This is a genomic window from Ruminococcus sp. XPD3002 (assembly GCA_900119535.1).
GTDB lineage: Bacteria > Bacillota > Clostridia > Oscillospirales > Ruminococcaceae > Ruminococcus > Ruminococcus flavefaciens_H.
The window spans coordinates 15,922-27,207 of sequence record FPJT01000024.1 but is presented as its reverse complement, the minus strand read 5'-3'; the positions used below and the strand labels follow the sequence as shown (position 1 = coordinate 27,207).

The window sequence follows — 11,286 nt, the reverse complement described above, 5'->3', positions numbered from 1 at the left end:
TTCTCGCAGATGCGTGTGTGTCATATGTGGGAGGGCAAAGGCACGATACGGTTCGGCATTTACGCTTGCAGTCCCGAAGAATCGAGCTTTAAGGCAGTATTTACCGATATGAAGATCACCGAATGCGCTTGGAAGGCACATGACGGACAGCAGCCGGATAAGGAATAATGGAGGTATCAGATATGGAAAATAAACTATTTGACCTCGCGGCAAAACGTCGTTCAGTAAGGCGATACACAAATGAACATATATCCGAAGAAGTGCTGAATGAGATCATGAAGGTGGCGCTTACTGCTCCCTGTTCGTTCGGTCACAGACCTGTAGAGTTCGTAATCGTGAGAGATAAAATAAGAGAGCTTGCCGAGTGCAAAAGTCTCGGCGGTTCGCAGATCATCGGTGCTGATGCTGTTATCGTAGTCATGGTAAAGCTCGACAGGGGCGAGTTCTGGATTGAGGACGGTGCTATCGCTTCTTCCTACATTCTGCTTGCTGCCGAGCAGTATGACCTCGGTGCTTGCTGGGTGCATATCCGCAACAGGACGGGAAAATGCAAGTCCTCTGATGAAGAAATCCGCAAACTGCTCGGTGTGCCGGACGGTTATGCTGTCCTGAACCTGATCGCACTCGGCGGCAAGGGCGAAATTAAGCGTGGCTATACTGAAAAAGACTTTGATTTTGGCAAAGTTCACTATGAAAAATATTGATAACGAAAGGACGGCTCAACTGAACCGTCCTTTTTCCGTTATTTCTATTTTCACATTTCAATACTGATCGTCACGCCGGACTTGAACTGGAACTCCAGAAAGAACTAGCAGACCTTGACGCTTTCCAGCAGCTTCTTCACCAGAGCCCCATCAAACTCCGTGATGGTACCATAACAAAAATTTGCCCGCACCACTGAATCACCAGTAATGCGGAGTTGCTCTATCTGTTCACTTTTCAATGAAGATCATTACACCCGATTTGAATAGGAACTCCAGATGGTCTTTGTGGATACAATATGTATTTTCAGAACAACAGCTCCCTCGCGGGAGCTGCTTTCTTCGTATCGTTATTATGTTTTAATCTCTTTTTTCTTGTTTTTTAAAAGTAATATCATAAATATCACCGCTAAGATAAGTATAGGAATATATCTCACAACATCTGTCCATAATGGAAGAGAAGCATTCTCAGGTATATTGTCCTGTGCTAAAAGACTCATGACAGCGCCCTGACTTTCATTGTACATAAAATGTGCAATCACCGCAGGAAAACGCTGTTTGTCTTTTTTGTCAGCCACATCAGAAATGCCCCGAAGCAGGTAAGCATTGCAAGCCTGCCGAATGTTGAAACGAGCACTTCTGAGAACGTGCCGTTCCCGCCAAAATAACCTGCAATATCCATTGGAAAATGCCACACTCCCCACACGATACCGCCGCCCAGACAGGTACCTACCGTACCGAGCAGCGGCTCCATTTTCTGATTCATATATCCACGCCAGCCAAGCTCCTCACCGAGCAGACCAATAGACTGCACAGCGGAAAATGAAATGAGTAGAAATGCATTTGATAGAACATTGCCGAAAGTGAATCCCCCAAGCCAGTCAGCATGACCGCTAACAATGACAGGGAGCAGAAACATTGCGGAAGCACCCCTAAAAGTAAAGAACGTTTTGCACTCTAATCTCGGAGCAGGGTAACTCCAAAGCAAATAATTTAAATTTATTACATTTAAATTGATATAAGATATCCGCCCGTATGGGCGGATCGTATGTGTTCATTCAAGTTTCCAGCCGTTGTCGCCGTGATATATCATCAGCTTGGTCATACCGCCGTCAATGCAGATATTCTCGCCTGTGATGAAGCCTGTCTTGTCGGAGCAGAGAAACAGCACCATATTGGCAATATCAAGCGGATTACCCACACGTCCGCAGGGCTGCTGATAGGCGTCGGGACCTTCGTAAACCTTGTATGACGTATCAATCCACCCTGGGGATATTGAGTTCACACGCACCTTACCTGCAAGGCTGACCGCAAGCGCGTGAGTGAGGGCAGCAATGCCGCCCTTTGCCGCAGTATAGCTCTCTGTCTGAGGCTGACTCATACGGTCACGGGAGGACGATATGTTTATTATACTTCCGCCCTTATTGAAGTAGGGCGCGAACAGCTTTGACAAATAGAAAGGCGCAGTCACTCCGACCGCTAATGCATACTGAAACTCCTCATAGCTGCACTCATCAATGCCTTTCATCAGCGGCAGAGCGTTGTTGATAAGGAAGTCGATGTATCCATACTCTGCTATGACCTGCTCCGCGAACTTTTCAAGCACAGACTTGTCAGAGATGTCACCGACAAAGTGATCGCCGTCAGCCTTGTCTATAACACACACCGTCGCACCAATCTTGCGGAACTCCTCGGCTATACACTTTCCAATACCATTTGCGCCGCCTGTTACTACGGCTACTTTGTCTTTGAATGAGTCCTTCATACTTTCTCCTTTTTATACACAGCTATCACATAAAGTTCAAGGCTATCGTTCCGCCTATCATATATCACATTATCCACAATCGGTATCAAGTGAAAAAAGCCTTTATGATTTGTACTGTAAACACAGTAAGAACCGTCATTCAGTTCAAGCTCTCCTACAGTTGTATTCTCGTATTCCGTCATTTTATAAATGCCGTGTTTCGCCATATATTGCCCGAATACAGTTTCGTTATTATATGTTTCATATCCAAGTTCCTGCGCAAGAGAAGTAAGCTCTGCCTTGACAGTGCTGTATTCCTTACCTGTGAGCTTTGTCATTGTTCTAACAACACAGCTCCTGCTTTCATCGCTTGGATTATAGTATTCAAAATCCATTATCAACACCTCTAACTATCCACCTTATACCTTTAGCTATACGCTTCTCAGGCTCGTTGAAGTGTCCGCCGTCGTTCAATTCAAGAATATGACGGGACACATTTTTATCGCTGCCCACAAGCTCAAACTGTCTACGAGTGCAGTCTCCCACAGTCGCCATAACACGATCGCGAGACTTTTCCTCACGGTCGCCGAGACTGAGATAAACGGAGCTGTTCTGCGGAGCGGTATGGCTCTCGGCGTAGCTTATCCAGTCCCCGAACCACAGCGAGCCAGAACAGCTTATAACTCCGCTGAATGCCTGACTTTCATAGAACGCCCACATGCTGAAAAGTCCTGCAAGGGAGTATCCGCAAAGGATACGCTCTCCCGACAGACCGTACTCTTTCTCGCAGTAGTGAACGCACTCGTTCAGAAGCCAGTTCAGCATTATGTGTCCGCCGCCCGAGAAGGACATCTTCTTGTTGAGCGTGAACTCCCACGGCGAGAAGTCTGCGTTCCAGTCCTCGACCTCGTAAACGATATAGTTGCACATCACGTCCTCGCACAACGTAAGGACTTTTTCGATAGTCTCGGAGCTATTCTTCATCTCACCCCAACAAATCGTGGGAAGGTCGGCTCCGTTTATTATGATATGGCAGGTCCTGCCGCTAATCTCAATTGTTTGCATTATTCTTCTCCAAAGTTGTCGAGTGGAGCTTCGTAAAAGAAAAGTCCCTCAGCATTGACAAGCTGTGCAAGAAGCTCCTTTAATTCTCCGCTGACATTGTATGCAGTCATATACAAGTCCCCATAGTTAAGCGATAGCATAGCCTCGCACTCAGCCAGAACTATGTTGATATATCCGAACTCTCCGCTGAAGCACTTCTTTAGCAGTACAGTCAGCTCCTCTACCTGTGGATTTTCAGTAATATTGCCATCTATAACGACAGTGAGATTATAGTAGCAATAGAGCTTCAGTATTATAGAGGTCAGCTTTAGCTCAAACTCAGACCTGTTCTGCTGAAAGAATTTCTCAACGGCAAAATAGCGGTTATCCGCCTTCTGCGGAACCGTTTTCGGGAATATGTCTATCAGGTATGCTTTCTTATCCATGAGAGCATCAATTTTGTCGCTCAGCACCATTGCTGTGCTCCTTTCATTTTTCCATGTACACAAATTCGAGTTCATCATTTACGGCTTTTCGTGCGAATATAGAATAGCCCAGCTTCTGATAAAGGCGGATATTATCAAGACTGCGGGTACTTGTGAAAAGCTCATACCGCTTATCGGGAAAGCATTTTTCTATCTCGGACAGAAGCCTTGTTCCATAGCCTTTATGGCGGTGGTCAGGGTGTACCATCAGCTTGCCGATATAAACTGTTCCGTCGCTTTCTCTTGCACGTACTGAGCCGATAATAGCATTATTATCATCTACCATCTTCAGTATAGTGCCGCTGCTCCATTCCTCAACAACTTCATCGATAGTCTGTTTCAGCGGAGGAATATCACGATTCCCGAACAGGTCTGCTTCACTCTGATATGCAAGATATTGAAGCTGTAATATCTCTTGCAGGTCATTTACTTGTGCTTTGAGTATCATATTATTCTCCTATAATTCAATCAGTTTGCCTGACTTGAAGTAATAGATGTTTTCCTTCTTATATCCGTATTTCGAGTTTGGAACGCTTATATGCGGCTCAAATGTAAAATAGTCCACTGATGAAAGAAGAGCTTTGTTGCCTTTCTCAGTGTATATACGATCATTCTTATCCTTTACGATAGAATGTCCGAGGTTGCCGAGAAAATCAAGATTTATAAAACCACGGTCTGTGATAAGCTTATTGATATGGTAATAGAGCTCCTCAAATGTAGTTTGCGGTGTCGCAAAGGCTATGAGCTCTTTGTGCAGCTCTTCCTCCATAAGCAGACCTGCACGCCATTCATCATTGCGGATATTGTTTATATCATCAACTACACTTCCGTCTTCGATTATTAAAGTACGGGCATAGTCGCCCCAGATGTTATTGTTCTGAGGGCTGAGGTCTATTGTTATGATATCATCTAAAGCTATAATTCTGTCGGAAGTAACGTATTCTCTGCCCGAAACAGAAACCGTTGTTTCATCTCCTGCAAATACAAAAGCTCCTATGTCCCAATACCAGAACGAATCAGCTCCTAATTCGAGCATTTTATCTTCGCAAAGTTGTCTGATATCCGTGAGTTTCATTCCTGCGGTTATCTTAGTTTTTATGAATTCTATCGTATCTTTTGCTATTTTCTGTACTTCTGCGTATTTCATTTCTCTACTCCAATTTTAATACATCGAATCGCCCAATTCATACGCTTCTTTCAAAGCAGGAAGCTGTCAATGACCTTTGTGCTTTTTCCTGCGCTTTTGCTGTTTAAGCTCAAACTGACGATGCTTTTCGGCTTCACGCTGCTCTTTTTTGATCTGCTTGCGTTCGGTCTTCATTTGCTCCTGCATAAGCTTTAGCGCCTGCTGAGACTTAGTGCCGATACCTGCGGTACTGAGCTGCTTTCGTGCATTGCGTTGCCGCCGTTTTGGGTTGTCAGCAGTCTGCTTTGTTTTCACCTTAACAGCAGGACTGAACTTCAACTTGTAGTAATGCCTTAGCACATAATCCCAGACTTCGCTCTCCTTGGGCTCTGCTCCGAATGAGACCTTAGCCGCTGAGAGTTTACCCTTTTCAGAGCGTTCAAAAACTCCCACCCAGAAAGGCTCATCGAAAAATACCGTCAGCATACCGTTCGTTTTGTCCATATCTTTCCCTCCTAAAAAATTGCTATGGACAAAGAACGGACAACCCGGAGGGGCAGGTTACTTACCCTGTATTCACAGGACGGCCGGGCTACCTACCGGCTCTGGCATACCCGAAAGTACACGTTGCGTTTTTATCTTTGTCATCTGATCGCACTGCTGTGCTATATATATCATAACACATTAGCATGTTTTGGTCAAGACTATGTGTTGACGGAATCTCACCTTTCGGTTATAATAAAAATAAGCATAAACATAGTATCAGAATTACATGACGGCAGATTCAGGAGATACGCTGTAAATGGCGTAATATCGCATATGTTACGATTCGTGTCACTGCTGTGACGATGCGGTTCTTTACTTTTTTCAGTCCCCGTGTTACCATGAGATCAGTCGAAAGGCAATCATCTGAAAGGAACACGGAATTATGAAAAAGAATGAAAAGAACACACTTATCACAGGCACGATTATGCTGATACTGTTTGCAGTCTGGACTGTACTGATACAGACAGTTGATGTTCAGGCAGTGGGACAGAACGGAACGGACATCGGGTTTGCAGGTCTGAACGTGTGGTTCCATAAAATGACAGGCGTTCATATGTGGGTGTATACTGTCACCGACTGGCTTGGACTTGTGCCGATCTTTATCTGTATGATATTCGGAGTTGTCGGTCTGGTTCAGCTCATAAAGCGGAGAAGTCTTCTTAAAGTTGATAAGGATATTATCCTGCTTGGTATTTACTATATCCTTGTGATATTCGGTTATCTCATATTTGAGATGATACCTATAAACTACCGACCGATACTTATAGAAGGACGTATGGAGGCTTCTTACCCGTCTTCAACAACGCTTCTTGTTATGAGCGTAATGCCTACGTTAGCTTTTCAGGTGCATCGAAGGATAAGGAATACTAAAGTCAGATACGGTATTTATGCGTTTACGGTCTTATTCACGGCGTTTATGGTGGTGGGACGAACTGTTGCAGGAGTACACTGGCTGACGGATATAGCAGGCTCTGTTCTGCTGAGCTCTGGACTGTACTTAATATATCATGATGCTGTCCACCTCACTGACAAAAATAACTAACGGAGAAAAGAAAATGGAATTTCACGAGAAATTGCAGGAATTAAGGAAGAAAAAAGGCTTAACTCAGGAGGAACTTGCAAAGGAACTCTACGTTTCCCGTACAGCTATCTCTAAGTGGGAGTCGGGAAAGGGATATCCGAATATTGATTCGCTGAAAGAGATATCAAAGTTCTTTTCTGTGACCATAGATGAGCTTCTGTCGTCGGAGGAACTCATTACTGCGGCAAAAGACGAGAACCGTTCAAATATTGGTAAAATGATCGACCTGCTGATAGGTGTAGTCGATATAATGAGCATTATGCTTATTCTTCTGCCGCTTTATCCTAAAAAGGTAGGAGAAACAGTCTCGGCAGTTGCACTGTTTGATTACACGCATATATCGTTCGGTATAAGCTGTGTATGCTGGGGACTGTTTGCTGCACTCATAATCATCGGTGCAGTGAAGGTGTTTATGAATTACAGAAGCATTGAAAAGGGCAGAAGTACTGTTACAGGCGCATCGCTTGTACTTAGCATTATCGCGGTATTGTTCCTGACTATGGCAAGAATACCCTATGCGGCAACAGTAGCGTTCCTGCTGCTGATAATAAAGGGGATAATGCTTTTCAAACTCCCAAAAAGTGAGCACTGAACAGATAGGAGAGACAAATGAAATTAGAGAACTTACCGCCTGTATATGAGGCGTATAGCGCAGAATATCCAGACCTTACAGTATGCCGTGTAGTTTTGCAGGAAAAAGAGCTTTACCATGTCATACATAAAGACGGGATGATGCAGGCACAGGTATCGGGCAAATTCAGATACGACGTCAAAACTGTATCTGATTTCCCTGCCGTAGGCGATTATGTTATGGCTGATATAACCGGCGGCGACAGGGCTGTGATACATAATGTTCTTCCAAGAACATGCGTATTTATCCGTAAAGCTGCTGGAAAGTCAAACACTGAACAGGTCGTTGCCGCAAATATAGATACAGTATTTCTGTGTATGTCACTCAATAACGATTTCAACATAAGACGTATCGAAAGATATATGACTGCCGCATGGGACAGCGGTGCTGTTCCTGTTGTACTGTTGACGAAGACTGACCTTTGCGATGAAGTTGATGCAAAGATCGCTCAGATAGAAAGCGTTGCAGTCGGAGTTGATATAATTACGACATCAGTCGCTGAACCTGACGGTTACAGCCAGATCACGCCATATCTGAAAGTAGGAAAGACACTTGCTTTTGTAGGTTCCTCAGGTGTCGGCAAATCAACGCTTATCAATCACCTTCTGGGAGATGACAGGCTTGATACGAACGGACTGCGTAACGATGACAAGGGCAGACATACCACTACTCACCGTGAACTGCTTATGCTTCCAAGCGGCACTATGGTCATTGATACGCCTGGTATGCGTGAAATGGGAATGTGGGACAGCAGTGAAGGACTTTCGGCTGCATTTGAAGATATCGAGGAACTTTCAGCAAAGTGCCGTTTCAAGAACTGTACTCACAAATCTGAACCCGGATGTGCAGTACAGGCTGCTATCAAAAATGGTGAACTTTCAGAGGAGCGGCTGTCATCTTATGAAAAGCTGAAAATTGAAAACGCTTATTCTGAAGATGCCGAAGGATATCTGGCAGCAAAAGAGGAAAAATTCAAAAAGATAGCCAAGTACAATAAAGCTAGCCATAAAAAGTAAGATGAACGCTATATAAGAACAACAGCTCCCTAACGGGAGCTGGCTTCTTTAATAACGTTTATACCACCTATCGTCGTGTGAATTTCGTGTGAAAACGTGTGAAAAACGCCTGTTTTTTTTTCACACGCAACTGCAAAAAAGCAGTTGAAACTGTTTTCTGTAGGTAACAGAAAAGCCTGTATTTCGGTGTTTTCCTCGAAATACAGGCTTTTTAATTCTGGCGGACAGAGAGGGATTCGAATGTTTGAAACACGCCGTTTTCACCTGTTTATAGCCAAATATTTTTTGCGTATGGAATAAATCATATGGAATAGCTTTTTGACAGTGAAAAGTTGTTCCGATATAGCTGTAATAATTCAATAATTGTCATCAGAGTACTGAAGTTAAATAATTATAAGACTTCATTATGTGAGGTCAAGTCTTCTCAGATGCCAATAATTATTCTATATTTTTTCTGATGATTTCTGCGGCTTTAATAATAGCTTCTTTTTCATTAGGATTCAGATAAACATCATTGAGCTTCTGCTTTGAATACTGCAAATATGTTCCTTCCGTCTCGGATATGAGCAGCTTTGTATAAAAGCGCTCCCAGCTGAAATGCTCTGAACTTTCGAGAAAATCCTCGGTATGCTGCAAGATATCAGCTATCCTGTTGCCGTCTATGAGACCTGACTTCAAGATCAGCCATTCAAAGGATTCCGGTAAATACAGGCTGACTTCCGGATGCTTCTGCATATACAGGAATAACTCGCCCATCTCAGAACCGAAAGCGGCTCCGTCAGCGATAACAAGCAGATGCTTTCCCTCATTATCCATAACGGTACGTTTTATCTTAGTCTTTCCGCCTGCGCTGATGCAGTTGATATCGTCAGCTGCAACGGCATTGAAGAAATCATATCCTGAGTTTGAATCCTCAACAATAACAGTTTCTGCCTTATCAGCTATATTCTGCTCATTGACAGTATAAAGCTGATAAAAGGAGTTGTAGGTTCTCCGCATATCTGCATACTTGCCTGATGTATGAATGCCGTATATTTCTTCAACAGAATATGGGAGATTCGGAAGATTCTCTCTTGTAATGATAACATAGTAGTTATTGGTATCCTTGATTTTCCTTGCAAAGTCATCGGATTTGATAACGGTGTTTTCCTCGTCGATGAAAACAATACATTCACTGACGCTGTTAAGAACGGATTCCCAGTTAGAGTTATTGACAGTCAGGCATCTTCTTGAACAGTACACTTCAACACCCGAATCAGCACCAAGTCTGTCATAAGTATCAATAAGAGATACAAGTGTAGTTTTGCCTGTAGCACTATCGCCGCGAACAATGGTAATATTACGCTTAATATCGAACTCAAACTTCACACGGCTGTTCTGAACGATAATATGATATTTTCCCTTCATAGTTATCTTTCCTCTATCCTGAGCGCTTCGTCAAGGTACTCTTTATAACTGCCTACCTGCTTATCTGTATTTACGATATATGCGCTGAATCCTTCGCAATCACTGAAATCCATAACATGATGAAGATCAATAGTCAGGTCTTTATGCTTGCTTATCTCATAGATCCACTTAGCGCAGTTGTCACCGCAGGCAGAGGCGTTGAATATCTTGCCTGATTTATCGAACTGCATAAGTATGAGAGTTTTCACACCGCCTGACAGTTCCTTGACAGAAATCGAACCCAGTACGGGACTGTCAATTGCTCTTGCGCTGATAACGTCAGATTTGTCGATGTCTTTTATCATTTTTACAGAGAGCGGATCGGTTATCCACTCATCTTCATAAGTATTATCAAAGTACGTCGGAGGATGATATATCGAATTCTCAATATCTCCAAAAACTATTTTCAGCATAAACATACCTCTTCTTAGTTTTTCTATGTAACTATTATAACCTATAATCATCAGGTTTGCAAGTTGTAATCTATTAAGCGAAAAGTAAAGTTGGAATAATCGATACTTGTTCTCAGAGTGCAGAAGCTAAATAATCATAAGTCCCTATGATGTAATTCTTTATCAGATCATAATTAGGGCTTACATCATGGAAAGCCTTCTGAATCCACCAGTTGTCGGTTATGGAAATTCCGTGACCTATATCAATTACCTGCTCTATATCATCAGGCGTTCTAAGACGCAGAGCCTTGAACAGCTTCCTTGAATGTGAACGCCGAGTATCAATACTCCGATTCGCAAGCCAAAAATCAGTAGACTCATTTGCTAATAAGCAAACAGGACATAAGGATTTGATAATAATTTCAGTGATTCTATTTCCACTCACAAGGGCAACTACTTTGTCCTTGTGCATTATCTTGTAATCCATACGTCCTCCCTTATTTGAGGTCAAGATTTCTCATACCCTTCATAATAATACGACTGTTCAATTCCTTTGAAGATAACTTCTCGGTCGTCAACTTTATCCGTAAGGTTTGGCTGTATCAGGAAGCGGAGCTCCAGATCATTGATTGGACTACGCTCCATAGCCTGCAAATACTGCTCCTTATCAATATTTGCCCACTCAACAACCATACCAAGATTCTTTTTCAGTATCATATCGAGCCATATCCGGGTGCTTCTGCCGTTACCCTCCATGAACGGGTGAGCAACATTCATCTCGACGTACTTAGCGATTATTTCCTCAAATGTGCTTTCCGGCATTTTTTCAACAGCTGCAAGCACTTCTTTCAGATAAAGTGAGTTTGCAAATCTGAAGCCGCCCTTCGCTATATTTTTGGTGCGTATCTCTCCTGCAAATTCATAAAGTCCGTCAAACAGAGCCTTGTGGATATCCTGTAAGCCTTTGACAGTACCTACTTCTATACGATCTATATCGCCTGATACAAATAACTGCTTGGCGTTTTCAAGGCTCTTAGCATCTATTTCGTTCTGATTCATACTCACGCCTCCCTG

Annotated in this window: 18 protein-coding genes; 5 read left to right on the top strand and 13 right to left on the bottom strand. The window is 43.2% G+C overall.

The genetic code is table 11. The features are described from left to right. Together BT127_RS15215 and BT127_RS15210 are read left to right on the top strand one after the other, a co-directional pair. Positions 1-168 (top strand): DUF1349 domain-containing protein (locus BT127_RS15215; RefSeq protein ID WP_139275577.1); only part of this gene is annotated, 168 nt, incomplete at its 5' end. Positions 169-182: 14 nt separating this feature from the next. Beyond that, the gene (locus BT127_RS15210; protein ID WP_075425819.1) at positions 183-704 is read left to right on the top strand and encodes a nitroreductase family protein; all 522 of its coding nucleotides are present in this window, start codon (positions 183-185) and stop codon (positions 702-704) included. A 350-nt stretch (positions 705-1,054) separates the two neighbouring features. Here the strand turns inward: BT127_RS15210 and BT127_RS16595 are convergent, their stop codons facing one another. The 9 genes from BT127_RS16595 to BT127_RS15170 form a co-directional block, all read right to left on the bottom strand. Next, positions 1,055-1,279: a hypothetical protein gene (locus BT127_RS16595; protein ID WP_139275575.1), complete on the bottom strand. Its 225-nt coding sequence runs from the start codon at positions 1,277-1,279 to the stop codon at positions 1,055-1,057. Continuing rightward, positions 1,240-1,620: a CPBP family intramembrane glutamic endopeptidase gene (locus BT127_RS15205; protein WP_075425817.1), complete on the bottom strand. Its 381-nt coding sequence runs from the start codon at positions 1,618-1,620 to the stop codon at positions 1,240-1,242. Before BT127_RS15205 ends, BT127_RS16595 begins: the two co-directional genes overlap by 40 nt. A 135-nt stretch (positions 1,621-1,755) precedes the next feature. After that, on the bottom strand, positions 1,756-2,466 hold the full coding sequence (locus tag BT127_RS15200; protein ID WP_075425816.1) for an SDR family NAD(P)-dependent oxidoreductase: 711 nt from the start codon (positions 2,464-2,466) through the stop codon (positions 1,756-1,758). Further along, a complete protein-coding gene (locus BT127_RS15195; RefSeq protein WP_075425815.1) occupies positions 2,463-2,840 on the bottom strand; it encodes a hypothetical protein in 378 nt (125 codons plus the stop codon). The genes BT127_RS15200 and BT127_RS15195 overlap by 4 nt, the downstream gene beginning before the upstream one ends. Beyond that, positions 2,830-3,510, bottom strand: a complete 681-nt coding sequence (locus BT127_RS15190; protein WP_075425814.1) for an alpha/beta hydrolase — start codon at positions 3,508-3,510, stop codon at positions 2,830-2,832. The genes BT127_RS15195 and BT127_RS15190 overlap by 11 nt, the downstream gene beginning before the upstream one ends. After that, complete coding sequence (locus tag BT127_RS15185; RefSeq protein ID WP_024860503.1) at positions 3,510-3,965, bottom strand: hypothetical protein; 456 nt, start codon at positions 3,963-3,965, stop codon at positions 3,510-3,512. The genes BT127_RS15190 and BT127_RS15185 overlap by 1 nt, the downstream gene beginning before the upstream one ends. Before the next feature lie 13 nt (positions 3,966-3,978). Beyond that, positions 3,979-4,422: a GNAT family N-acetyltransferase gene (locus BT127_RS15180; protein ID WP_075425813.1), complete on the bottom strand. Its 444-nt coding sequence runs from the start codon at positions 4,420-4,422 to the stop codon at positions 3,979-3,981. Positions 4,423-4,431: 9 nt separating this feature from the next. Then, the gene (locus BT127_RS15175; protein ID WP_075425812.1) at positions 4,432-5,121 is read right to left on the bottom strand and encodes a M24 family metallopeptidase; all 690 of its coding nucleotides are present in this window, start codon (positions 5,119-5,121) and stop codon (positions 4,432-4,434) included. 66 nt (positions 5,122-5,187) lie between these two features. Next, positions 5,188-5,604 carry a YjdF family protein gene (locus tag BT127_RS15170; protein ID WP_075425811.1) on the bottom strand — a complete coding sequence of 139 codons (417 nt, stop codon included), beginning with the start codon at positions 5,602-5,604 and terminating at the stop codon, positions 5,188-5,190. A 424-nt stretch (positions 5,605-6,028) separates the two neighbouring features. Between BT127_RS15170 and BT127_RS15165 the strand changes: the two genes are divergently transcribed. From BT127_RS15165 to rsgA, 3 genes are read left to right on the top strand one after another with little or no spacing between them, the layout of a single operon-like run. Next, positions 6,029-6,688, top strand: coding sequence for a phosphatase PAP2 family protein (locus BT127_RS15165; RefSeq protein WP_075425810.1), 660 nt, complete (start codon positions 6,029-6,031; stop codon positions 6,686-6,688). Between the two features lie 13 nt (positions 6,689-6,701). Continuing rightward, a complete protein-coding gene (locus tag BT127_RS15160; RefSeq protein WP_075425809.1) occupies positions 6,702-7,319 on the top strand; it encodes a helix-turn-helix domain-containing protein in 618 nt (205 codons plus the stop codon). Positions 7,320-7,336: 17 nt separating this feature from the next. Further along, positions 7,337-8,374, top strand: a complete 1,038-nt coding sequence (rsgA, locus tag BT127_RS15155) for a ribosome small subunit-dependent GTPase A (RefSeq protein ID WP_075425808.1) — start codon at positions 7,337-7,339, stop codon at positions 8,372-8,374. A 438-nt stretch (positions 8,375-8,812) separates the two neighbouring features. On the opposite strand, the gene BT127_RS15150 is transcribed toward rsgA, so the two are convergent. The 4 genes from BT127_RS15150 to fic form a co-directional block, all read right to left on the bottom strand. After that, the gene (locus tag BT127_RS15150) at positions 8,813-9,781 is read right to left on the bottom strand and encodes a hypothetical protein (protein ID WP_075425807.1); all 969 of its coding nucleotides are present in this window, start codon (positions 9,779-9,781) and stop codon (positions 8,813-8,815) included. Between the two features lie 2 nt (positions 9,782-9,783). Further along, positions 9,784-10,233 (bottom strand): DUF4869 domain-containing protein, encoded by a 450-nt coding sequence (locus BT127_RS15145; protein WP_075425806.1) that lies wholly within the window; start codon positions 10,231-10,233, stop codon positions 9,784-9,786. 112 nt (positions 10,234-10,345) lie between these two features. Further along, positions 10,346-10,699, bottom strand: a complete 354-nt coding sequence (locus tag BT127_RS15140; RefSeq protein WP_075425805.1) for a hypothetical protein — start codon at positions 10,697-10,699, stop codon at positions 10,346-10,348. Between the two features lie 20 nt (positions 10,700-10,719). Beyond that, the gene (gene fic, locus BT127_RS15135; protein ID WP_075425804.1) at positions 10,720-11,271 is read right to left on the bottom strand and encodes a protein adenylyltransferase Fic; all 552 of its coding nucleotides are present in this window, start codon (positions 11,269-11,271) and stop codon (positions 10,720-10,722) included. Positions 11,272-11,286 lie beyond the last annotated feature (15 nt).

Excerpts from the sequence above, each read along its gene's own strand:
- BT127_RS15170 (WP_075425811.1), bottom strand. The coding sequence starts at position 5,604 with ATGGACAAAACGAACGGTATGCTGACGGTATTTTTCGATGAGCCTTTC.
- BT127_RS15180 (WP_075425813.1), bottom strand. The coding sequence starts at position 4,422 with ATGATACTCAAAGCACAAGTAAATGACCTGCAAGAGATATTACAGCTT.
- fic (WP_075425804.1), bottom strand. The coding sequence starts at position 11,271 with ATGAATCAGAACGAAATAGATGCTAAGAGCCTTGAAAACGCCAAGCAG.
- BT127_RS15200 (WP_075425816.1), bottom strand. The coding sequence starts at position 2,466 with ATGAAGGACTCATTCAAAGACAAAGTAGCCGTAGTAACAGGCGGCGCA.
- BT127_RS15175 (WP_075425812.1), bottom strand. The coding sequence starts at position 5,121 with ATGAAATACGCAGAAGTACAGAAAATAGCAAAAGATACGATAGAATTC.
- BT127_RS15195 (WP_075425815.1), bottom strand. The coding sequence starts at position 2,840 with ATGGATTTTGAATACTATAATCCAAGCGATGAAAGCAGGAGCTGTGTT.
- BT127_RS15185 (WP_024860503.1), bottom strand. The coding sequence starts at position 3,965 with ATGGTGCTGAGCGACAAAATTGATGCTCTCATGGATAAGAAAGCATAC.
- BT127_RS15140 (WP_075425805.1), bottom strand. The coding sequence starts at position 10,699 with ATGGATTACAAGATAATGCACAAGGACAAAGTAGTTGCCCTTGTGAGT.
- BT127_RS15165 (WP_075425810.1), top strand. The coding sequence starts at position 6,029 with ATGAAAAAGAATGAAAAGAACACACTTATCACAGGCACGATTATGCTG.
- BT127_RS15210 (WP_075425819.1), top strand. The coding sequence starts at position 183 with ATGGAAAATAAACTATTTGACCTCGCGGCAAAACGTCGTTCAGTAAGG.
- BT127_RS15145 (WP_075425806.1), bottom strand. The coding sequence starts at position 10,233 with ATGCTGAAAATAGTTTTTGGAGATATTGAGAATTCGATATATCATCCT.
- BT127_RS15190 (WP_075425814.1), bottom strand. The coding sequence starts at position 3,510 with ATGCAAACAATTGAGATTAGCGGCAGGACCTGCCATATCATAATAAAC.
- BT127_RS15205 (WP_075425817.1), bottom strand. The coding sequence starts at position 1,620 with ATGTTTCTGCTCCCTGTCATTGTTAGCGGTCATGCTGACTGGCTTGGG.
- BT127_RS15160 (WP_075425809.1), top strand. The coding sequence starts at position 6,702 with ATGGAATTTCACGAGAAATTGCAGGAATTAAGGAAGAAAAAAGGCTTA.
- rsgA (WP_075425808.1), top strand. The coding sequence starts at position 7,337 with ATGAAATTAGAGAACTTACCGCCTGTATATGAGGCGTATAGCGCAGAA.
- BT127_RS15150 (WP_075425807.1), bottom strand. The coding sequence starts at position 9,781 with ATGAAGGGAAAATATCATATTATCGTTCAGAACAGCCGTGTGAAGTTT.